Raw genomic sequence first — 21,140 nt, 5'->3', positions numbered from 1 at the left:
TGCGTCCGGCCACCCGGCCGCGCCTAGAATGCAACCCTCACCTTTTCTGGACAGACGGCCCGACCGATGACCGCTCCGCTTCCCGAACGCAACGACATCCGCATCGCCGTGATCGGGCTGGGCTACGTCGGCCTGCCGCTCGCCGCCGCCTTTGGCCGCACCTATCCCACCGTGGGCTTCGACATCGACGCCGCGCGCGTCGAGCAGCTGCGCCGCCACCACGACCAGACGCTGGAGATGTCGGAAGAGGAGCTGCGCGCCTCGACCCACCTGGAGTGCACGGCCGACGCCGAGGCGCTGCGTCGCTGCAACGTGTTCATCGTCACCGTGCCCACGCCCATCGACGAGTACAAGCGCCCGGATCTGCGGCCGCTGGAATCGGCCAGCCGCACCGTCGGCAGGGCGATCTCGCGCGGCGGCGTGGCGATCTTCGAGTCCACCGTGTACCCGGGCGCGACCGAGGAAGTGTGCGTGCCGATCATCGAGCGCGAGTCGGGCCTGCGCTTCAACGAGGACTTCCACGCCGGCTACAGCCCCGAGCGGATCAACCCCGGCGACAAGGAACACCGCCTCGAAACCATCCTCAAGGTGACCTCGGGCTCCACCCCGGCCGCGGCCGACTTCGTCGACGCGCTCTACGCCAGCGTGATCACCGCCGGCACCCACAAGGCGTCCAGCATCCGCGTGGCCGAGGCCGCCAAGGTCATCGAGAACACCCAGCGCGACGTCAACATCGCGCTGATCAACGAGCTGGCGCTGATCTTCGGCCGGCTCGGCATCGACACCCACGAGGTACTCGAGGCGGCCGGCACCAAGTGGAACTTCCTGCCCTTCCGCCCCGGCCTGGTCGGCGGCCACTGCATCGGCGTGGACCCCTACTACCTCACCCACAAGGCGCAGCAGATCGGCTACCACCCCGAGGTGATCCTGGCCGGGCGCCGCATCAACGACAGCATGGGCGGCCATGTCGCCCAGCGCGTGGTCAAGCTGATGCAGCAGCGCGGCCTGCACACCGCAGGCGCGCGCGTGCTGATCCTCGGGCTGGCGTTCAAGGAGAACTGCCCGGACCTGCGCAACACGCGCGTCACCGACATCATCGACGAGCTGCGCACCTACAACGTGGCGGTCGACGTGCACGATCCCTGGGTCTCGCCCGCGCAGGCGCAGCACGAGTACGGGATCTCGCCGGTGGCCGAGCCGGCACAGGGCCAGTACGACGCGGTGATCCTGGCGGTCTCGCACCGCCAGTTCGTGGCCCTGGGCGCCGACGGCGTGCGCGCCTTCGGCAAGCCCGGCTCGGTGGTGTTCGACGTCAAGCGCGCCCTGCCGCGCGACGCCGTCGACGGCTGCCTCTGATCCCGCGGCGGGCCCTGCGCATGCGCGTCCTCGTCACCGGCGCCGCCGGCTTCATCGGCTCCCACCTCAGCCACCGCCTGGTCGAACGCGGGGACGAGGTGCTGGGCTTCGACAACCTCAACAACTACTACGACCCGGCGCTCAAGCAGGCGCGCCTGGACCGGCTGCTGCCGAGGCCCGGCTTCTCCTTCGTCAAGGGTGCGCTGGAAGACCGCGGCACGCTCGAGCGCGCCTTCGCCAACTTCCGTCCGCAGCGGGTGGTCAACCTGGCCGCCCAGGCCGGCGTGCGCTATTCGCTGGAGAACCCGCACGCCTACATCGACAGCAACATCGTCGGCTTCACCAACATCCTCGAGGCCTGCCGCCACGGCGGCGTCGAGCACCTGGTCTACGCCTCGTCGAGTTCGGTGTACGGCGCCAACCGCAAGCTGCCGTTCGCGGTCGAGGACAGCGTGGACCACCCGGTCAGCCTGTACGCGGCGACCAAGAAGGCCAACGAGCTGATGGCGCACACCTACAGCCACCTGTTCGGCCTGCCGACCACGGGCCTGCGCTTCTTCACCGTGTACGGGCCCTGGGGCCGGCCGGACATGGCGCTGTTCCTGTTCACGAAGAACATCCTGGAAGGCCGCCCGATCGACGTCTTCAACCACGGCCACCACACCCGCGACTTCACCTACGTCGACGACATCGTCGAGGGCGTGATCCGCACCCTGGACCGGGTGCCTGGACCCGATCCGGCCTACGACCCGCTGCAGCCCAACCCCGGCTCGTCGAGCGCGCCCTATCGCGTCTACAACATCGGCAACCACCAGCCGGTGCAGCTGTTGCGCTACATCGAGGTGCTGGAGGAGTGCCTCGGCCGCAAGGCCGAAAGGAACCTGCTGCCGATGCAGCCTGGCGACGTGCCCGACACCGAGGCCGACGTCGAGGCGTTGCGGCGCGACACCGGCTACGCGCCGGCCACGACCATCGAGACCGGCGTCGCGCGCTTCGTGGAGTGGTACCGCAACTACCACGGAGTCTGAACCCGCCCGGCGGCGCCGTGACCGGCGTTCGGGCAAAACCCCGTTACTGGTGGCATCGGATTTTCATACGGGGATTCCCAAGATGCGCGTGTCGAGGCAACTGATCGTGATGCTGCTGGCCATCCTGCTGGCCGCCTGCGCCAGCGGCGGCGGCCTGGGCGTGGCTCCTCCCGCGCAGGACCAGGCGGCGGTCGAGGACTACTCCATCGGCGTGGACGACATCGTCCAGGTCAGCGTGTGGCGCAACCCGGAGCTGGGCATCACCGTGCCGGTCCGCCCGGACGGCAAGATCTCGGTTCCGCTGATCGGCGACGTCGTCGCCGGCAACCGCACGCCGGCCGAGGTGGCGGCCGACATCGAGGACAAGCTCTCGGCCTTCGTCCGCGACCCGCAGGTGGCGGTGATCCTGACCGACCTGCGCAGCCACGAGTACCTCTCGCGCGTGCGCGTGACCGGCGCGGTGCGCCAGCCGGTCTCGATCCCCTACCGCCAGGGCATGACCGTGCTCGACGCGGTGCTCGCGGCCGGCGGCGTCAACGAGTTCGCCGCCCCGGACCGCTCCAGCCTGTACCGCAAGACCGGCGAGGAGACCACGAGCTACGCGGTGCGCCTGGACAAGATCATCAACCGCGGCGACCTCAGCACCAACTTCAAGGTCGCCCCGGGCGACGTGATCACCGTGCCGGAGCGCGCATTCTGATGCAGCAGAACATCCTGCCCGCGCCGCAGCGCGCGGTCGCCGCCGCGAGGCCCGCGGGGCCGGTCGTCTCGCCCATCGAATACGTCAAGCTGGTCCTGAAGGAAGGCCGCCGCCGCATCGTCGCCCTGTGCGCGATCTTCGCGCTGGTGGCGCTGCTGACCTTCGTGATCGGCCTGTTCGTCGCCGGCCGCAACTACGAGGTTTCGGTCACCATCCTGGCCCAGGAAAGCGACATCATCCAGCCGCTGCTGGAGGGCCGCGCGGTCCCGACCGGCGTCACCGACCGTGCCGGCATGGCCCGCCAGATCATCTACGGTCGCCGCGTGCTGACCCAGGTGATCGAGGAAGGCGGCTTCAACGCGGCGAACATGAGTCCGCTGCAGAAGGACCGACTGATGGAGGAAGTCCAGGGCCGCATCCTGGTCAACAGCCCGCGCGCCGACCTGGTCCAGATCACCTACAGCGACACCGATCCGGAGCGTGCGCACCGCGTGACCGAGATGCTCGGCGCGCTGTTCATCAGCGAGACCCTGGCCACCAAGAGCCGCGAGAGCCGTGAGGCCTACGAGTTCATCGAGAAGCAGGTGCAGGAGTACCACCGCAAGCTCACCGACGCGGAGAACAACCTGCAGGAGTACCGCTCGCGCAACGCCGACGCCCAGCCCGGCAGCGCCACCGACGTGAACTCGCGCATCTCGGCCCTGCGCACCCAGGTCGAGCAGACCCGGATGGCCCTGCTCGAGCAGCAATCGCGCGAGGCCTCGATCGCCTCGCAGCTGTCGGGCGAGTCCGCGGTCACCTCGGTGCAGACCCGCGAGACGCTGTACCGCACCCGCCTGATCGAACTGCAGGCCGAGCTCGACCGCCTGCTGCTGACCTTCACCGACCGCCATCCGGACGTGCTGCGCGTGCGCCACCAGATGGAGGACGTGCAGCGCCAGCTGGCGCAGGAGCGCGACCGCGCCGCCAGCGGACAGTCGCGGACCGGTTCGGAGGACTCCCAGCTCAATCCGCTCTACCAGGAACTGCGCAGCCAGCTGGCCCAGACCCGCCGTGAAGTCGCCGCCACCGCCTCGCGCATGGGCGTGGCCGAAAGCCTGCTGCAGGGCGAACTGGACCGCAGCCGCCGCATCGCCGCCTCCGAAAGCGTGCTGGCCGAGCTGACCCGCGACTACGAGGTCAACCGCGAGATCTACCAGGACCTGCTGCGCCGGCGCGAGAACGCCCGCGTGTCGATGGGCCTGGACCAGGAGAACCGCGGCCTGACCCTGCGCGTGCAGGACCCGGCGACGATGCCGCTGCGCCCGACCGGCCTGCGCTTCGTGCATATCGCCTCGGCCGGCCTGCTGGCCGCGATCGCGATCCCCCTGGGCCTGCTGTGGCTGCTGGTCCGCTTCGACCCGCGCGTGCGCAGCCCGCAGCTGATCGAGGCCCGGAGCCGCTACCCGCTGCTGGCGACGATCCCGGCCTACCCCTCGCCGCGCGAGCGCCGCCGCCAGGTGGCCCGCATGTCGGTGGGCGGCGCGATGGTGGTGGCGGTGCTGCTGCTGTACGCGCTCACCTACGCCTACAAGATGTCCCACGGCTGAGCCGCCGTGACACCCCGTCCCATGGAGCAGACGTTAGTGAATGCACGCCCAGATGCGCTCGACCATCCCGCCGGGGACCATGCGGGAGGACGTTCGATCGCCCGCGCCGGCGATGCCCTGCAGCCGCTGTCGCCGGTCGTGCTCGAAGAGCGCAAGCTGATCCACCGCAACGATTCGGTGCGCGCCCAGGCCGACGCCTTCCGCAGCCTGCGCACCAAGCTGCTGGCGCTGGGGCAGGACCGCAACCTGGTCATCCTGGTGGCGCCGGTGCAGCCGGGCTGCGGCGGCAGCTTCGTCGCGCGCAACCTCGCGGCGGCATTCGCCTTCGACGAGAGCAAGACCGTGCTGCTGGTCGATTGCGACGCCCTGCATCCGGTGCAACACGCCTCCCTCGGCGTGGACGTGGCCGGTGGCGGGGTCATGGACTACCTCGACGGCAGCGTCGCCGACCTGTCGGCGATCCAGTACGACACCGGGCTGCCGCGCCTGACCCTGGTCCCGAGCGGCCGTCCGCGCGAGACCGCCGGCGAGTACTTCAGCTCCAGCCGCATGCGCATGATGGTCGACTCGCTGCGCGGCACCGACGCCGGGCGCTACGTGATCATCGACAGCCCGCCGATCCTCAATTCGCCCGACGCGCGCATCCTGTCCGACCTGGCCGACCTGATCGTCGTGGTCGCCGGCTACGGTCAGGCCGCGGTCGAGCGCATCGACGAGGCGGCCGCCAGCTTCGACCCGGACAAGCTCGCCGGCGTCGTGTTCAACAACATCTACTGAAGGCAGCGGCATGAACCGGGGCGCCAGCATGAAGATCCACAGGAAGTGCCTGCCCGCCGCCTGCGCCGCCGCCGTCGCGGCCGTGTCGCTGCAGGCGCAGGCGGTCCGCGTCGACTACGTGGTCGACATGGGCATCGAGCGCAACGACAACGTGATCATGGATCCGGTCGACCCGGCCACCTCGAGCGCCGTGCGCACCGGCTTCGGCCTGGTGCTGGCCGAGGAAACCTCGGCGGTGCAGGCCAACCTCGCCGGCCGCATGGAGTACTGGGACTACTTCGAGGGTCCCCAGTCCAACGCCTTCGAAGCCAGCCTGGTCGGGCGCGTGAACTGGTTCTTCGTGCCCGAGACGCTGAGCTTCACCGTCGAGGACAGCCTCGAGATGCGGCCGATCGACCGCTTCGCCCCCGATGCGCCCAACAATCGCCAGCGGGTGAACGTGCTCTCGCTCGGCCCCAACCTGCACTTCAACTGGAGCCAGGCGGTGCGCGGCCGCGCCGAGCTGCGCTGGATCGACAGCAGCGCCGAGCAGGAGGACGAGTTCGAGTCCGAGCGCCTGAGCGCCTCGCTGCACGCCATCCGCACGCTCGACCCGACCAGCACGCTGACCCTCAGCGCGCGCGGGCAGGACGTCGATTTCGACAATCCGGTCTCCCGCGACTACCGCCGTTACGACGGCTACCTGCGCTACAACAAGACGCTGAGCCGCACGAGCCTCGCGCTGGACGCGGGCTACACCTGGGTGGACTACGCCGATGGCACGTCGCGCTCGCAGCCGATGGTCCGCGCCGGCGCCGAGTGGCGGCTGAGTCCCCGCAACGCCTTCTCGCTCGGACTGGCCCACCAGCTCACCGATTCCTCGGACTCGGCGCTCCTGGGGATCGAGGCGGCGGTCGAGGTGCCGGACCGCCTCTCCAGCAGTGGCTCGGCGGTCAACTCATCCATGTACGAGAACGACCGGGCGGACCTGACCTGGGCCTATCGCCATGAGCGGATCAACTTCACCGCGGGTCCCTACTACGAGCGCATCGACTACGTCGATACCGGCGTATTCGACGAGACCCGGCGCGGCGTGGTCACCCAGCTCGGCTACCAGCTGCGGCCCACCCTGCACCTGAACGTGTTCGCCGACGCCGCGCGCTCGACCTTCACCGGGCAGGACCTGCGCACCGAGGACCGCCGCTACGGCGCGGGCCTGGAAAAGAACTGGTCGCGCCACTGGAGCAGCCGGCTCGACTACCTGCACTACCGCCGCTCCGACGACGGCCTGTACGGCAGCGCCCGGCAGAACGTCCTGTACCTCACGGTCACCTACCGCAACCGGTAGCCTCGGCGCAGGCCCGGACCTGCGTCGCATTCCTGGCGTGATCGGATCGGGCCGATTTCACCGTCCTGAGGGTTTCCGCGCCCATCGCTTGACCACCACCGGCGTTCAGCTTTTATTTTGCTGAACGAAGGATCGCGCCCCTATGATCGCTCGTCTTCTCAGGGGGAAGGACGGGGAGATCGGGGGCGACAGCCACGTCAGCCGACGTGGGTCGCGCCGGCAGGACAACGCCGGCTGGCGCAGGGACGCCGCACAGATCCTTTCGTTCGTGCAGCCCATACCCTTTTCGCCAGGTGGCAGTTCCCCATGAGACGCTTTTTCCGGACGTCCGTCCTGCCGGCGCTTGCCGGCCTCGCGCTGGCGCTCGCCGGCTGCTCCCAGGTGCCCCAGCAGGCGCCCTCCTCCCGGGACCTGGACAAAGCCGCGGCCGCGACGGCGACCGCCACGGCGGCGACCCAGCCGCGCCAGGCCGCCGCCGCGCACGGCGTGGCCAAGGCCATTTCCAACCCGATCCTGTTCGTCACCCAGGTCCCCACGCAGAACGGCGACCCCTTCGCCAGTCGCCTGTCGACCTTCGCCAACCACATGCCCAGCATGGGATCGGCGCTGCGCGGCGGCGACCTGATGATCCGCTACCCCGACGGCACCCTGCGCAACCTCACCCGTGAGGCCGGCTACGGCATGGACGGCCTGCAGGGCGCCAACGCCATCGCGGTGCGCGAGCCGACCGTGCACTGGAGCGGGACCAGGGCCATCTTCAGCATGGTCCGCGGCGCACCGGCCCAGCGCTACGGCAGTACGGACGGCAAGTGGCAGCTGTACGAGGTTACCGGGCTGGGCCGCGGCGAGACCGCGCGCATTACCAGGGTGGCCGGACAGCCGTCGAACTACAACAACGTCTCGCCGCTCTACACCAGCGACGGCGACATCCTGTTCACCTCGGACAGCCCGCGCCGCGGCGAGTCCCACCTGTACCCCAACCTCGACGAGTACGAAAGCACGCCCACGGTGACGGGCATCTTCCGGCTCGACGTCGCCAGCGGCCAGGTGCGCCTGCTCAACCACGTGCCCAGCGGCGCCTTCAGCCCGACCATCGACAGCTACGGCCGCGTGATCTACACCCGCTGGGACCACCTGCAGCACGACCAGCAGCAGGACGGAGCGCTTGCCGGCGCCTACAGCTACGACCCGTTCAACTATGCCAGCGAGGCGGCCAACGCGAGCCGCGCCGGCACCGTGCGCGACACGTTCCCGGAACGGCGCGAGCAGAGCACGTCGGCCTACGGACGCGTCAACCGGTTCATGTACAACCTGTTCACGCCGTGGCAGATGAACCAGGACGGCACGGACGAACTCACGCTCAACCACATCGGTCGCCACGAACTGTTCGGCGACTACGGTTACGTGGTGAAGTCGTTCATGGACGACAACGCGCTCTCGGACAACGTCAACCAGGCCAACTTCGCCAACCGCAAGCACATCCGCATGGATGGCGGCATCTTCCATATCCGCGAGAATCCGGTCGAACCGGGCATCTACTACGGCATCAGCGCGCGCGAGTTCGGCGAGGGCACGACCAACCAGATCGTCCGCATCACCGGCGCGCCCACGCTCAACGCCGAGCAGATGGTGATCACCGACGCCACCCCGCCCCCGGGTAGCGCCGGTCGCTTCCGCAACCCGCTGCCGCTCACCACCGGGGACATGGTCGCCAGCCACACCGTCGACGCCGCGTTCTCCGGCTCGTCGCGGCTGCGCCTGCACCAGCTCAACCGCAACGGCTCGGGCCTGTTCGTGGCCGGGACCGCGCTGACCCCGGGCATCCGCAAGACGGTGTCCTGGTGGACCGACGCCGCCTCGCCGCGCGAGTACAGCGGCGAGCTGTGGGAACTCGAGCCCGTGGAAGTCGTGGCCCGCACGCCCCCGCCCGCCACCGCGCACCCGGCGATCGCCTCGCCCGAACGCGCCGTGCTCAACGGCGAGGGCGTCGACGAGGCCGCGCTGCGCGCCTGGCTGCGCAGCAACGAGCTGGCCCTGATCGTCACCCGCAACCAGACCAGCCGCGATCGCAGCGACACGCAGCAGCCCTACAACCTGCGCGTGCCGGGCGGCGTGCGCAAGACCCGCGGCAACGGCCGGGTCTACGACATCGCCCACTACCAGATCGTGCAGGCCAACCTGGTCCGGGGCTACGGCAGCGGCATCCGCGGCCGGCGTCCGGTGGCGCAGCCGATGAGCGTGTCCGCCAACCTGCCCAACAGCGCCGGCCCGGCCGGCAGCGTCAGGATCGCCGCGGACGGCTCCACCGCCGCCTTCGTGCCCGCGAACCGGGCGCTGAGCTGGCAGACGGTGGATCCCAACGGCGAGCCGGTCGTGCGCGAGCGCGTCTGGGTCACCCTGCAGGCCGGCGAGATCCGCACCTGCGCCGGTTGCCACGGTGAGAACACCCGCAACCAGGCCGGCGAACCCACGCCCACCAACCAGCCCCAGGCCCTGCGCGAACTGATGCGCCACTGGAAGCAGGCGTACGGCACCAGCGCCCGCCGGCGTACCGGTTCGGCTCCGCTGTCCCCCGGTAACGGCTGACTCCGGAGCGGGTCCCGGGAAGGAGCCGCAGCCGCCGGAAGGCGCCCGCACGGCCACCGCAACCGCGGTGGCCGTGTCGTGTGCGGCTCTGCCATGGCCACCCGTCGACCGGCACCACCCCGCACCAATCCGGCGCCGGCCGGACCATGGGGTTCCGCCGGCGCTGTCCCCTCTCCGCCGGTCATTGCGTCTCTTAGTGGCAGGAATCGCCGGACGCACCGGGCGGCCGCGACGCGGCGGCCCCCTGGTCGACCCCGGCCCATGACGGACAGGCAGATCGCCAGCCGGCACGCACCGGATGCGGCACAGGCCCGGCAGGGCGCCGCCAGGGGACCAGAAGCGTATGAGCAAGGCTGAATTCACCGAACTCCTGCAGGCGCCTGCCGCGCGCCGCGCCGCGCGCCTGATGCCGCGCTTCATGCGACGCACCGCCTCGCGCTGGCTGGCCCTGGTGGTGGCCCTGGAGGTGGTGCTGCTGATGGGCGCGGTCTTCCTGGCGGTCTACCTGCGCTTCATCAGCGCGCCCGATCCGCTCGCCTATTACGCCCCGCTGTGGCTGCAGGGCGTGCGCGCCCTGCTGTTCGCGACCATGGTCGTACTGGGCATGACCACGATGGGCCTGTACCAGCCGCACCTGCGCGAAAGCTGGAGCGGCTCCCTGGTCCGGCAGGCGGTGGGCTTCATGTTCGGCACCTGCGCGCTGCTGGTCATCTACTACGCCTTCCCGCCGCTGGAGCTGGGCCGCGGCATCCTGACCATGGCCCTGCTGTTCGGCTTCGTGCTGGTCACCGGCCTGCGCGCCATGTCCGACCGCCTGGTCGACATGGAAGCGCTCAAGCAGCGCGTGCTGGTGCTGGGTTCGGGCGACCGCGCCGCCCTGATCGAACAGCGCCTGCGCCGCCAGGCCGACCGGCGCCGGTTCCGGGTGGTGGGCTATGTGCGCTGCGGCAACGAGTCCAGCGCGGTGGGCGCGGACAAGCTGGTGTCGATCGACACCCCGCTGGCCGAATGGGCCCTGGTCCATCGCATCGACGAGATCGTGTTCGGACCGGACGACCGCCGCGGCGGCCTGCCGATGCAGGACCTGCTGCAGTGCAAGCAGATCGGCGTACAGGTCACCGACCTGGCCTCGTTCTTCGAACGCGAAGCCGGCAAGATCAAGATCTCGCTCACCGACCCGTCCTGGCTGGTGTTCTCCGGCGGCTTCGACAGTTCGGTCGGTCGCCAGCTCAGCAAGCGGGCGATGGACGTGATCGCGTCGCTGGCCGTGCTCGCCCTCACCTGGCCGCTGCTGCTGCTGGTGGCGCTGGCGATCCGCATCGAATCCGGCCCCGGCCAGCCGATCCTGTACCGCCAGGAGCGCGTAGGCCTGCTCGGGTCGGTGTTCTCGCTGGTCAAGTTCCGCAGCATGCGCACCGACGCCGAGCAGGACGGCAAGGCGCGCTGGGCCGGCAAGAACGACGACCGCGTGACCCGCGTGGGCCGCATCATCCGCCGCACCCGCCTGGACGAGCTGCCGCAGCTGTGGAACATCCTGCGCGGCGACATGAGCATCGTCGGGCCGCGCCCCGAGCGCCCCGAGTTCGTGTCCGAGCTCGACTCCGAACTGCGCTACTACAGCCTGCGCCACTGCGTGCGTCCGGGCCTGGCCGGCTGGGCGCAGCTGCGCTACGCCTATGGCGCCTCCAAGCAGGACGCGGAGGAGAAGCTCAAGTACGACCTGTACTACGTGAAGAACCACAACCTGATGTTCGACGTGCTGATCCTGATCCAGACCTTCGAGGTCGTGGTGTTCGGGCGCGGAGTACGCTGAGGCGCCACGCCCACCGGTCGCCGGCTGCGGAACGCCGTCGGCAGCAGTCGCGACGCCCCGCCCCGCGGGGCGTTTTCTTTGGCGCCCATGGAAGGCCGACCGGTGCGGCCTTCGCTGCCGCACTTCCAGTCCTTCCGGCTATCGTCCTGGTGTTCGCGGCGCGCCCAGTCACGCCGGCTCCCGTGCCGTCCCAGGTTGAAAACTGACCCTCCCGGTCAGTGCGTGATGACGTGCACCGTCCTTCCTGCCCGCCATCCGCCGAAATTCGCGGCAAATGGCGGGGCCAACGCTGGAACGCTTCGTGCATGGCGCAGGCGACACGCTATGCTCCACGGACAGGGGACCCCGCCGACAATGCCGATTCCGAAGATCCGGCCCACCGCCGTCAGGCACTGGGCCGCCCGTTCCGCGCACCCGGCCGCCCGGATGCTGCGCAGCGTCCGCCATCGGCTGCTCCACTTCACGCTCCCCGCGCCGCGGCTGCTGATCAAGCCCTACCTGGCGATCTTCCTCGCCCTGCGCACGGTGGTGTACTTCATCCGCCGCGTGTTCATCGCCGAGCCCTTCCTCAAGGCGTACTGCACGCGCTTCGGCCGCGGCATCACCACTGGCATCTTCGTGCCGTGGGTGCATGGCCGCGGCGAACTGGTGATCGGCAACCACGTGCACATCAGCGGCAAGCTCAACATCACCTTCGCCGCGCGCTACGTGGAAACCCCGCGCCTGAGCTTCGGCGACCACTGCGACATCGCCCACGACGCCAGCTTCGTGGTCGGCCGTGAAATCCGGCTCGGCGCGCACGTGCAGGTCGGCCGTTCGGTGTCGTTCCGCGACGCCAGCGGCCACCACGCCGATCCGGCGCTGCGGCTGGCCGGCGCGCCGCCGGATCCGGCCGACGTCAAGCCGATCATCATCCACGACAATGTCTGGATCGGTACCCAGGTGATGGTGATGCCCGGCACCGAGATCGGCGAAGGCAGCATCGTGTCCGCGAACTCGGTGGTGTCGGGCCAGGTCGCGCCCTACACCATCGTGGCCGGCAATCCGGCCCGCCGCATCGGCACCCTGGTCCCGCTGCCAGGGCGCGAGCACCTGGCCCCCGCCGCGCCGGCCCCGCGCGCCGCACGGCCCGCGCCGCCGGTCGAGGAACTCGAGGTGCCCATCCCCGTTCCGATGCCGCTGCCGGTGCACGTGGTGCACGTCGCCGGCCAGACCGCCTGAACGCACCCGGTCGCGCCACCGGGCTTGCGAAAACCGCCTTCTGGCAAAATATCCCGCCTGCCCTCGCGACCGCCGGGCGCCCGCCCGCGCAGGGACCTGAACGCGCGACCCTGGAGTATTCCGAAGTAATGGACGAGATCGAGTCCCGTATCCGCACGTTCCTCGGGGAGCAGTTCCCGGTCCCGGCCGAACTGCCCGCGGACGAAAGCCTGCTCGATGGCGGCATCATCGATTCGATCGGCGTGCTGACCCTGGTCACCTGGCTGGAGCAGGAATTCGGCTTCGCGGTCGAGGACGACGAGGTGCTGCCGGAGAACCTCGACAGCGTCGCCAACCTGGTCGCCTACGTCGGCGGCAAGCTCGCCGCCGCGGCCGGCTGATGCGCTACGAGGCGCACCTGCGCGCGCGCGCCGGCGAGCGCCCCGACCACACCGCCATCGTCTGCGCCGGCCGCCGCGTTTCCTACGCGACGCTGGCCGACACTGCCGAGCGTTTCGCCACGGCGCTGGTCGCCGGCGGCTTCGGCAATGGCGATCGCTGCGTGCTGTTCCTGGAGAACCGCGTGGAAACCGCGGCCGGCGTGTTCGGCACGCTGCGCGCCGGCGGCGTCTTCAGCGTCATCAATCCCACCACCAAGGCCGACAAGCTGGCCTATGTGCTGAACAACTGCGAGGCGTCGGTGCTGGTCACCCAGGCCAGCCTGCTGCCGGTGGCGCGCGCCGCGCTGGCGCAGTCGCCGTCGGTGACGCGCGTGGTGGTGGTGGACGACAACCCCGCGCCGACCGCCGGCGAAATCGACTGGGAGGCCTTCGTCGCCGCGCCTTCGACGCTGCCCGACGCCCCGCGCGGCATCGACATCGACCTGGCGATGCTGGTCTACACCTCGGGCTCCACCGGCGAGCCCAAGGGCGTCATGATGACGCACAGGAACATCGAGCACGCCGCCACCTCGATCACCACCTACCTGCGCATGGCGCCGGAGGACGTGGTGCTGAGCGTGCTGCCGCTGGCGTTCGACTACGGCCTGTACCAGCTGCTGATGTGCGTGAAGCTGGGCGCGACCCTGGTGCTGGAGAAGTCCTTCGCCTTCCCGCAGAAGATCCTGCCGCTGCTGGAGAGCGAGCGCGTCACCGGCTTCCCGCTGGTGCCGACCATGGCCGCGCTGATCGTGCAGCTGCGCAACTTCAGGCCCGAATGGGCGGCCTCGGTGAAGTTCCTCACCAATACCGCCGCCGCCCTGCCGCCGGCGCATATCGCCCGCCTGCGCGAGCTGTTCCCGCAGGCGCGGGTGTACTCGATGTACGGCATGACCGAGTCCAAGCGCTGCACCTGGCTGCCGCCGGAGCAGCTCGACCGCCGCCCCGACAGCGTCGGCATCGCCATTCCCTTCACCGAGGTCTGGGTGGCCGGCGACGACGGCCAGCCGCTGCCCGCGAATACCGTGGGCGAACTGGTGGTGCGCGGCGGGCATGTGATGCAGGGCTACTGGCGCAACCCCGAAGCGACCGGCAAGGCGCTCAGGCCCGGCCGCTATCCCTGGGAGAAGGTGCTGCACACCGGCGACCTCTTCCGCATGGACGACGAAGGCTTCCTGTACTTCGTCGGTCGTAAGGACGACATCATCAAGTCGCGCGGCGAGAAGGTCAGCCCCAAGGAAGTGGAGAACGTGCTTTACGCCCTGCCCGGCGTGCGCGAGGCCGCGCTGGTGGGCGTGCCCGATGAAGTGCTGGGCCGCGCGCTCAAGGCGCTGCTGGTGGTGGAGGACGGCGTGCAACTGACCCCGCGCGACGTCATCGCCCACTGCGCCGCGCGCCTGGAGGACTTCATGGTGCCGCGGCTGATCGAGTTCCGCGACTCCCTGCCCAAGACCGATACCGGCAAGATCCGGCGCGCGACCCTGCAGGCCGAAGCCGACGCATCCGCAGGCTAGTCCAGGCGCTCGCTGCGGATCGCCAGCCGCAGCCACAGCTCCAGGTTGAGCAACACCCAGTACAGCTCCAGGTCCGCCGCCGTGGCCTGGCCCTGGTCCAGCCGCGCGAGGATCGCATCCAGCCCGCGCCGGTCGAGCAGCTCGGCGCAGGCGCAATCGTCGGTGTCGAACAGCGCGCGGTAGCGCAGCAGGCCGCCGGCGCCGGCGATGAAGTCCTGCAGCGGCACCGGCAGGCCGCACTTCTTCCGCTCGACGATCTCGCGCGGAACGACGTCCCGGGCCACCTGCCGGAACAACGCCTTCGACCGGAAGCCACGCAGCTTGCGGTCGGCGCGCACGCCGTTGGCCAGCTCGAGGATCTCCCGCGCCAGGTAGGGATAGCCGATGCCGACGCCGGCCGACCAGGCCATGGCGGTTTGCGCGGCGCAGTCGCTCGAGGGCGCGGTCATGCAGCCCATGAAGAACGCCCGTTCCAGCGGCGGGAGGTCGCGTGCGGTGGCCATCAGCGCACGCCAGGAGGCGCGCGGATCCTGCGCGTCCGGCGCAAGCAGCTCCCGCGCCGCGGCGGCTGGATAGTGGGCGTCGTCGGCGATCAGCTCGTCCACCCCGGTGCCGAGCGCGATCGCCAGCTTGCGCCCCAGATCGCCGCGCAGCGGCAGCCGTGCCGCGAATCCCGGCAGCAGCCGCTTCACGGCGAGGAACTTGCGGATCGAGACGTGCCAGGAGCCGCCGAAGATCGTGTCCGCGCCATCGCCGCTGAGCAGGCGCTCGATCCCATCCCCGGCCGCGTGCGCGAACAGCATGCTGCGCCCGACGTAGTTGGGGTGGTCGATCGGCAGCCCGAGCTCCGCCACGACCTGCGGAAGCCGCGCCGCGTACGCCTCGCGCTCCATGTGGACCACGTGCAACTCGCGGCCCAGGCCGCTCGCCGCCCGGCGCGCGGCCTCCAGGTCCGCCTGCGCCCTGCCGGGGAACGACACCGTGTACAGGGCCAGGTCGCGCTCCGGGCGGGCATGCGCCAGCCAGGACGAGTCGAGGCCGCCCGAGAACATCACCCCTGCGCGCTGCCCGGCCGACTCCCGGTCCAGGCTGTCGTACAGGCGCGGCGCCAGGCCGGAAAGAAACGGCCCGGCGCCGCCCTGGCGGAAGCTCGCCTGCAGCGCGTAGTAGCGCCGATGCGCGGCCTCGCCGTCGCGCCAGACGATCGCATGGCCCGGCAGCGGGGCCAGGACGCCGTCGAACAGGGTCGCCGGTCCGTTGACGTGCCGGAACAACAGGTATTCCGGCAGCGCGTCCTGGTTCACCCGGGGCACATAGGCCGGGCAATCCGGGCGCAGCCGCGCCAGGGACGAAAGCGCGGTCGGCCCGTTGGCCGAAGGGACGACGTAGAGCGGCAGGGCGCCCACGACGTCGCGCGCCACGATGCACTCCGGGCCGTGCCTGCCCGGACGCAGCGCAAAGCACAGCACGTTACCGGGCAGGCGCCCGAGCGCGGAGCAGCCCTCGGCGAGGATCGCCCCGGCCACCGCGTCCAGGCGCGGCATCGCCAACGGGCTGAGGAAACACACCTCGCCATCCGGCGTGGAATGCAGCTGCTGCTGCAGTCCCTGCTGGCGAAGGCACAGACGCCCGCCGTCGAAGGCGACGAGGAAGCCGAAGGGAGCGGTCTGGCGTCCTGCTGACACAGTCGATCCTTCCCGGCAGGGCCGGGTGCACCGGGCCGGCACGGGACGCGGGCGCGCCGGCGGGCTTGGGTAGTGGAGAGATCTTCCACGCAAGAGCCGTGCCGCATAGCGGCCTCCGGAAAGGCGCTGCGACAGCCTGTTCAGCAAGCGGGAATGGCCTGGCACCTCACGGCGCCGCACGCCGACGCATGCAGGGCAGGCTCAGGCAGTGGCGCTGCGCTTCGGCAACACGGCGCGCATCATGCGCTTGGCCGCCAGCACTGGCAACCGCCGCATCCGTGCCTGCAGGGCCGCATCCGGCTCCAGGCGCCTGGCCTTGCGCGCCAGCGCCCAGGCGTCGGCATAGCGCTGGCGCCAGATGCAGCTCTCCGCGTTCTTGAGATAGGCCGTTGCCAGCGCCTGGCGGCGCGCGGGCTCCGGCACCACCCCTTCCGCCCGCTCGGCCGCGCGCTCCATCACCGCGATGTAGTCGTCCTCGGTCGAGGCCAGCGCCGACAGCCCGTCATGCCCGCGCAGCGCCCGCGCCAGCGGCTCGGGCACCACGCCGATGCCCCAGCGCGCCGCCACGCGCAGGTGGAAGTCCAGGTCCTCGGCCGTGCGCAGCGCGGTGTCGAACCCGCCAACGTCCTCGTACACCTCGCGCCGCATCAGTGCCGACAGCGGCGCCAGCGCCGGATCGCGCAGCACCCACTGCAGCGCCGGGCCGTCCTCCGGGATCTGCCGGCGCCGCTCGAACACGTCGATCAGCCCGCCATCCGCGTCCACGCGGTACACGTCGCACAGCACCATGCCGATGCCGGGGTTGGCCTCCAGGAAGGCCACCTGCCGCTCGGTCTTCTCCGGCAGCCACACATCGTCGCTGTCCAGCAGCGCCAGGTAGCGCCCGCGCGCCGCCGCCAGGCCGGTGTTGCGCGCCGCCGACACCCCCGCGTTGGCCTGAGCCAGCAGCGTGATCCGTTCTGCATAGCGTTGGGCAAGGAATTCGCCGGTGCCATCGGTGGAGCCGTCGTCGACGACGATGATCTCCTCCACGGGCCGCGTCTGCGCCAGCACCGAATCGATCGCCCGCGCGACCATGTCGCGCCGGTTCCACGTGGGAATGATGACGGAGGTTTCAGGACGCATGTCGGGCATCGCGGATCTGGTCAAGCGCGCACTCTATCGCAGCGGCCTGCTGGGCCTGTACCACCGCCTGCGCAACCGCCGCGCGCTCACCGTGATCATGTTCCACCGCGTGCTGACCGAGCACGACCCGCGCTGGGCCACCTGCGATCCCGACTACACGCTCGAGGCCGGCCTGCTGGAGCGCTGCCTGGCCTTCTTCCGCCGCCATTACAACGTGGTGTCCGCGGACCAGGTGCTGGCCGCGCGCCGCGACGGCACGCCGTTGCCCGACCGCGCCCTGCTGATCACCTTCGACGACGGCTGGGCCGACAACCACGCCCACGCCCTGCCCCGCCTGCAGGCGGCCGGCATGCCCGCCCTGCTGTTTACCGTGGCCGACGTGGTGGACCGCAACGAACCCTTCTTCCAGGAACGGCTGATCGCCGCCTTCCGCCGCGACACCGTGCGCGTGCCCGCCCTGCTGCAGGCACTGGCCGACGCCGGCCACCCGCTGCAGCCCGCCCCCGCCGACACCATCGATGGCCTGCGCAAGGTGATCGCCGCAATCGAGGCGCTGGACACCGACGCGCGCAATCGCCTGCTCGCCCCCTTCGCCGCCGCCATGGACGACGGCGTGCGGCAGATGGTCACCCGCGACGAACTACGGGAACTGCACGCCGGCGGCATGGCCATCGGCGTGCACGGCAAGACCCACACCCCGATGACCCGCGCCGACGACCTCGACGCCGAACTCGCTACCGCGCGGCAGCTGGTCGGGCAGCACCTGGGCAGCGACGTGCCGCCGGCGACGATGTCGTATCCGCATGGGCGCTATGACGCGAAGGTGCTGGAGCGCACCAGGGCGGCCGGCTATGAGCTCGCGTTCACCAGCGATCCGGTGATGAATCCCGTCGACGGGCGACCCGGCTGGCTGCTGGGGCGGCTGGGGTTCGAACAGTCGGGGATCGTGGACCGCGAGGCGCGGTTCCGGCCGGACTGGCTGGGACTGTACCTGTTCCGGGCCCCGGTGAAGCAGTTGGCGGCCTGACGCCTTATGTCTTGCTTACCCCCGTCCAGCACTCCAGCGGTGGCAGACAGCGCCTGGGCCAGGTCAGCTGCCGCGGCGACAGCTACCTGCGCACGCTGCTGATCCAGGGTGCAAGAAGCAGCCTGCAGCGGGCCAAGGCCACCGCAGCGGACAAGGCCAGTCCCGAACAGATCTGGATCCGCGATCTCGCCAGCCGCCTGCCCTTCGGCAAGGTGCTGGTGGCGATCGCCAACAAGCACGCGCGACAGCTGTGGGCGATGCTGGCGCGCGACGAGGACTACGACGCCGACGCCTGGCTGCGGCACCCGATGGTGCAGCGGCCGGCAAGCAGCAAGGAACAGGCCGCGATCGCCTGACCCGGCGACGCGACCCCACGAGGTTCAACGCCAGAGCGGACAGGTAGCAAGCGGTCAGACCGCCCCGGAGAGAGCCTGACTAACAAGGTGGCGCCAGCACATGACACGGCTGATCCCCGTGCATGGGCCAAACCGGTGAATGAGAGAGGCCTCCGGGTGCGGTTTTTACCTTGGTCCGGATCGGCAGCTCCGATCCAACAAGACCGATTACGGAAATGCAGTCTGGCAACGCTTCGATCACCATCACTCTGGCGAGTGGCAAGCAGCAAAACGACAAACCGGCAACAGCAAACGCCTGAAGCTCAAGGCAAGAGCATCATGCACTCGGGGTTGACGGGAAGCTCCTTACGGAATTGTTAGGGCTCATTGCCGGTGCCTCCAGGCTTGCGAGAGCGACGCAGCTCAAGAGCCACTTTGAGCGGAACATCAGGTTGCTTGCGCCAATTGTGGCGCTTGGCTGAAGCTACAGCAGACTCCACTGCCTCTGGGTCCGCAGGTGCGCTGCCGGACAAGGCCGAAAGCTCTTGATGCACTGCCTTGCGATGAGACTGATTGACCCACTGCTTGCGTTTGGCGATCGCGTCGCGGGCGCCCCACTGACTTTCGGCAACAACGTTACGCCGATCGTTCTCAAGGCTTAGAGCCTTCTTTTCCTGCGGCGTGCGTGGACGTTTCATATGAGCCCTAACACCAGAATTAAGCCGTGCCGCGAAGCGGCATCGGCTTGAATGAATTGTTAGGTGCCATCACTACGCTCTCGCAGGTCGAGCTCGTGGGCGTCGCCGATGCGATAGAGAAGCTCAAGCCCATAATTCACGCTGTTCGCCGCGTAGATGGAAACTTGTTCCGTGCCTACCCGTAGAGGGGCGCCGAGCTTTACCTTCAGACATGGACACGCGGCCTTGAATCGCCTATCGCATCTCCCGTTACGATGTGCGATGACGTTTCGAGCTTGTTGCAGTTCAAATATCGCTTTCGAAGTATCTTCAGGCACTGGTCCCGACAGTCCCATTGGGGAAAGGAGCGACTCGAAGCGTCCGACCCCCTGCCTGGAACTTGAGGAGGTCTCCTGTTCCAGAAGATCAACAATCAACGCAGCCTGCTCCGCACGCGTCAAAGAAGCAACTTCGGTAGCCTGTAGCCTGACTCGATTGAAGGGGGGGTTGAGCAGCACTGACGGTCTGTGGCGAACCCAGTTGATCGCGACTTCTTTGACAAGATGCTCCAGCCAGCTCCAAAGCCCAACAACGACCAAGGAGTGAAGCACTGGGAAGTCATCCCTAATTTCAGACTCAGACAACGACGCGTCTTCTTCAGCTAACCTCAGCCTCTCTTGATCTGGCGCCTGCTTGCCAGTGGCGCGCGCTACGGCCTTCATTAGCCTTGGCCCGGCAGTCAATCCATGGATGCCTTTGCGGCTGATGGATGCGACCTGCATTAGATTCTGATGGGATTGAAGCGCCTCCTCATAATGGCGAGTCACCCAATCTGGCAACTCTCCCTTCTTCGCACGCATTTGAGCCATCATTGACACCTAACGCCTGAATTAAGCCGACCCGCGAAGCGGGTTCGGCTTGAATGAACTGTTAGGCCTTGCCCAGCTCAAGCGCCAGATGATGGCAATTGAACTGCAAGCCCTTACGAAGATACAACCGGTGTGCCGCGTGCCGGGCGTACCCTGTGTCCAAATGCAAGCCCTGACACCCGTTTGCTTTGGCGTGAGCAATCAGCCAATCCATGAGCGTGCCGGCAAAGCCCCGCGAAGTTGCCTCGGGCAGGGTAGTCAGGTCGTCTATGTAGAGAACCTTGCCCCATGCCAAGAACTCGGCAAGCCGGAAACCGGCGGCGCTCTGAACCGAACCCTCATACTCCAACGCTACGATTTGGTAGGACTGGATCTGCTGCCGGCGTACTTGACATAGAAATTCCTGCTCCTGAAGGTGCGACCGGAGAGCGCTGAATGCTGGAAAGCAGGACAGAATCTCCTCATCCGAATTGGCCACGAATATGTTGCTTGTCACACGAAATCCTTCATGCAAGGCCTAACACTTGAGTTAAGCCGCGCCACGAAGTGGCGTCGGCTTGAATGAATGGTTAGGCGCGATCACGAGGCAAGTTGAGCCACGATTGCGCCCAATGACAACACCAACGCCGCTACCGCAAGCAAGAAACTCTTCCGGCTAGAGGAATGCTGCTCGCGGTACTCTGACAGGATGGCCGCCAGATATGGGTAGTTGATGCAATGTCGCTCGTCGCCCACCTTGAACGCGAATAGATGAACGAGCGCGCCGTTGTCCTGCTTGTAGCGAAACTTATGGTCTAGGTGGTAGTAAAGGCGCCCAAAGAGCACGTGAGCATCGTTGTCTAGACGTCGCGCAATGGCTCGAACATCAATTGGTACGTAGATCTTTGAAGAGTCCCTGTCGTCAGCGAGCGATACCTTACTGAAGGCGCTCGCATACTCACTGTAGATGCTCTCAAGAATCTCACGGTCCGTGCTGAGCTTTGTCATAGCGCCTAACGCCAGAGTTAAGCCGACCCGTAGCGGGGCGGCGGATAGGTGCTAGCGTAGCGTAAAAGCACCTAGCCGGTGCCCCGCTACGGGTTCGGCTTGAACGAC

At 68.7% G+C, this 21,140-nt stretch carries 18 protein-coding genes and 1 pseudogene; 13 read left to right on the top strand and 6 right to left on the bottom strand.

Translation table 11 applies throughout. From position 1 onward, the window contains the following. The first annotated feature begins 66 nt into the window (after positions 1 to 66). From ACFQ2D_RS00095 to ACFQ2D_RS00045, 11 genes are all read left to right on the top strand, one after another. On the top strand, positions 67 to 1,356 hold the full coding sequence (locus tag ACFQ2D_RS00095; RefSeq protein WP_280941259.1) for a nucleotide sugar dehydrogenase: 1,290 nt from the start codon (positions 67 to 69) through the stop codon (positions 1,354 to 1,356). Positions 1,357 to 1,376: 20 nt separating this feature from the next. Continuing rightward, entirely contained in the window at positions 1,377 to 2,384 is a 1,008-nt protein-coding gene (locus tag ACFQ2D_RS00090; protein WP_280941260.1) for an NAD-dependent epimerase, read from the top strand. Between the two features lie 82 nt (positions 2,385 to 2,466). Next, positions 2,467 to 3,084: an XrtA/PEP-CTERM system exopolysaccharide export protein gene (locus ACFQ2D_RS00085; RefSeq protein WP_280941261.1), complete on the top strand. Its 618-nt coding sequence runs from the start codon at positions 2,467 to 2,469 to the stop codon at positions 3,082 to 3,084. Then, on the top strand, positions 3,084 to 4,673 hold the full coding sequence (locus ACFQ2D_RS00080; protein WP_280941262.1) for an XrtA system polysaccharide chain length determinant: 1,590 nt from the start codon (positions 3,084 to 3,086) through the stop codon (positions 4,671 to 4,673). The genes ACFQ2D_RS00085 and ACFQ2D_RS00080 overlap by 1 nt, the downstream gene beginning before the upstream one ends. A gap of 36 nt (positions 4,674 to 4,709) precedes the next feature. Beyond that, a complete protein-coding gene (locus ACFQ2D_RS00075) occupies positions 4,710 to 5,450 on the top strand; it encodes a polysaccharide biosynthesis protein (RefSeq protein ID WP_280941263.1) in 741 nt (246 codons plus the stop codon). Between the two features lie 28 nt (positions 5,451 to 5,478). Continuing rightward, on the top strand, positions 5,479 to 6,777 hold the full coding sequence (locus ACFQ2D_RS00070) for a hypothetical protein (RefSeq protein WP_280941264.1): 1,299 nt from the start codon (positions 5,479 to 5,481) through the stop codon (positions 6,775 to 6,777). A gap of 306 nt (positions 6,778 to 7,083) precedes the next feature. Then, entirely contained in the window at positions 7,084 to 9,363 is a 2,280-nt protein-coding gene (locus tag ACFQ2D_RS00065) for an HzsA-related protein (protein ID WP_280941265.1), read from the top strand. Between the two features lie 343 nt (positions 9,364 to 9,706). Then, positions 9,707 to 11,176 (top strand): TIGR03013 family XrtA/PEP-CTERM system glycosyltransferase, encoded by a 1,470-nt coding sequence (locus ACFQ2D_RS00060; protein WP_280941266.1) that lies wholly within the window; start codon positions 9,707 to 9,709, stop codon positions 11,174 to 11,176. 426 nt (positions 11,177 to 11,602) lie between these two features. Further along, the gene (locus tag ACFQ2D_RS00055) at positions 11,603 to 12,397 is read left to right on the top strand and encodes an acyltransferase (RefSeq protein WP_280941267.1); all 795 of its coding nucleotides are present in this window, start codon (positions 11,603 to 11,605) and stop codon (positions 12,395 to 12,397) included. A gap of 128 nt (positions 12,398 to 12,525) precedes the next feature. Further along, positions 12,526 to 12,777 (top strand): acyl carrier protein, encoded by a 252-nt coding sequence (locus ACFQ2D_RS00050; RefSeq protein ID WP_280941268.1) that lies wholly within the window; start codon positions 12,526 to 12,528, stop codon positions 12,775 to 12,777. After that, complete coding sequence (locus ACFQ2D_RS00045) at positions 12,777 to 14,327, top strand: class I adenylate-forming enzyme family protein (RefSeq protein ID WP_280941269.1); 1,551 nt, start codon at positions 12,777 to 12,779, stop codon at positions 14,325 to 14,327. Before ACFQ2D_RS00050 ends, ACFQ2D_RS00045 begins: the two co-directional genes overlap by 1 nt. Here the strand turns inward: ACFQ2D_RS00045 and ACFQ2D_RS00040 are convergent. After that, entirely contained in the window at positions 14,324 to 16,012 is a 1,689-nt protein-coding gene (locus ACFQ2D_RS00040; protein ID WP_280941270.1) for an asparagine synthase-related protein, read from the bottom strand. The two genes, ACFQ2D_RS00045 and ACFQ2D_RS00040, sit on opposite strands and share 4 nt — an antisense overlap. A 201-nt stretch (positions 16,013 to 16,213) precedes the next feature. Next, entirely contained in the window at positions 16,214 to 17,137 is a 924-nt protein-coding gene (locus ACFQ2D_RS00035; protein WP_280941271.1) for a glycosyltransferase, read from the bottom strand. On the opposite strand from ACFQ2D_RS00035, the gene ACFQ2D_RS00030 reads away from it, so the two are divergent. Together ACFQ2D_RS00030 and ACFQ2D_RS00025 are read left to right on the top strand one after the other, a co-directional pair. Further along, positions 17,136 to 18,164 (top strand): polysaccharide deacetylase family protein, encoded by a 1,029-nt coding sequence (locus ACFQ2D_RS00030; protein ID WP_386795492.1) that lies wholly within the window; start codon positions 17,136 to 17,138, stop codon positions 18,162 to 18,164. The two genes, ACFQ2D_RS00035 and ACFQ2D_RS00030, sit on opposite strands and share 2 nt — an antisense overlap. Before the next feature lie 14 nt (positions 18,165 to 18,178). After that, positions 18,179 to 18,520, top strand: a pseudogene (locus ACFQ2D_RS00025) (transposase); the annotation flags it as partial. 356 nt (positions 18,521 to 18,876) lie between these two features. Here the strand turns inward: ACFQ2D_RS00025 and ACFQ2D_RS00020 are convergent. From ACFQ2D_RS00020 to ACFQ2D_RS00005, 4 genes are all read right to left on the bottom strand, one after another. Then, a complete protein-coding gene (locus tag ACFQ2D_RS00020) occupies positions 18,877 to 19,197 on the bottom strand; it encodes a hypothetical protein (protein ID WP_280941272.1) in 321 nt (106 codons plus the stop codon). Positions 19,198 to 19,256: 59 nt separating this feature from the next. After that, positions 19,257 to 20,036, bottom strand: a complete 780-nt coding sequence (locus ACFQ2D_RS00015; RefSeq protein WP_280941273.1) for a hypothetical protein — start codon at positions 20,034 to 20,036, stop codon at positions 19,257 to 19,259. A gap of 70 nt (positions 20,037 to 20,106) precedes the next feature. Next, a complete protein-coding gene (locus ACFQ2D_RS00010) occupies positions 20,107 to 20,523 on the bottom strand; it encodes a GNAT family N-acetyltransferase (RefSeq protein WP_233275210.1) in 417 nt (138 codons plus the stop codon). A 101-nt stretch (positions 20,524 to 20,624) separates the two neighbouring features. Continuing rightward, on the bottom strand, positions 20,625 to 21,032 hold the full coding sequence (locus ACFQ2D_RS00005; protein WP_280941274.1) for a hypothetical protein: 408 nt from the start codon (positions 21,030 to 21,032) through the stop codon (positions 20,625 to 20,627). Positions 21,033 to 21,140 lie beyond the last annotated feature (108 nt).

This window comes from Luteimonas composti (genome assembly GCF_042678665.1).
Classification (GTDB): Bacteria; Pseudomonadota; Gammaproteobacteria; order Xanthomonadales; family Xanthomonadaceae; genus Luteimonas; species Luteimonas composti.
This window is presented reverse-complemented; position numbering and strand designations above follow the sequence as displayed.

What these genes read in the sequence shown, in the direction of transcription:
- ACFQ2D_RS00055 (WP_280941267.1), top strand. Translation starts at nt 11,603, where the DNA reads ATGCTGCGCAGCGTCCGCCATCGGCTGCTCCACTTCACGCTCCCCGCG.
- ACFQ2D_RS00095 (WP_280941259.1), top strand. Translation starts at nt 67, where the DNA reads ATGACCGCTCCGCTTCCCGAACGCAACGACATCCGCATCGCCGTGATC.
- ACFQ2D_RS00020 (WP_280941272.1), bottom strand. Translation starts at nt 19,197, where the DNA reads ATGAAACGTCCACGCACGCCGCAGGAAAAGAAGGCTCTAAGCCTTGAG.
- ACFQ2D_RS00015 (WP_280941273.1), bottom strand. Translation starts at nt 20,036, where the DNA reads ATGCGTGCGAAGAAGGGAGAGTTGCCAGATTGGGTGACTCGCCATTAT.
- ACFQ2D_RS00065 (WP_280941265.1), top strand. Translation starts at nt 7,084, where the DNA reads ATGAGACGCTTTTTCCGGACGTCCGTCCTGCCGGCGCTTGCCGGCCTC.
- ACFQ2D_RS00070 (WP_280941264.1), top strand. Translation starts at nt 5,479, where the DNA reads ATGAAGATCCACAGGAAGTGCCTGCCCGCCGCCTGCGCCGCCGCCGTC.
- ACFQ2D_RS00045 (WP_280941269.1), top strand. Translation starts at nt 12,777, where the DNA reads ATGCGCTACGAGGCGCACCTGCGCGCGCGCGCCGGCGAGCGCCCCGAC.
- ACFQ2D_RS00030 (WP_386795492.1), top strand. Translation starts at nt 17,136, where the DNA reads ATGTCGGGCATCGCGGATCTGGTCAAGCGCGCACTCTATCGCAGCGGC.
- ACFQ2D_RS00060 (WP_280941266.1), top strand. Translation starts at nt 9,707, where the DNA reads ATGAGCAAGGCTGAATTCACCGAACTCCTGCAGGCGCCTGCCGCGCGC.
- ACFQ2D_RS00035 (WP_280941271.1), bottom strand. Translation starts at nt 17,137, where the DNA reads ATGCGTCCTGAAACCTCCGTCATCATTCCCACGTGGAACCGGCGCGAC.
- ACFQ2D_RS00090 (WP_280941260.1), top strand. Translation starts at nt 1,377, where the DNA reads ATGCGCGTCCTCGTCACCGGCGCCGCCGGCTTCATCGGCTCCCACCTC.
- ACFQ2D_RS00085 (WP_280941261.1), top strand. Translation starts at nt 2,467, where the DNA reads ATGCGCGTGTCGAGGCAACTGATCGTGATGCTGCTGGCCATCCTGCTG.
- ACFQ2D_RS00080 (WP_280941262.1), top strand. Translation starts at nt 3,084, where the DNA reads ATGCAGCAGAACATCCTGCCCGCGCCGCAGCGCGCGGTCGCCGCCGCG.
- ACFQ2D_RS00050 (WP_280941268.1), top strand. Translation starts at nt 12,526, where the DNA reads ATGGACGAGATCGAGTCCCGTATCCGCACGTTCCTCGGGGAGCAGTTC.
- ACFQ2D_RS00005 (WP_280941274.1), bottom strand. Translation starts at nt 21,032, where the DNA reads ATGACAAAGCTCAGCACGGACCGTGAGATTCTTGAGAGCATCTACAGT.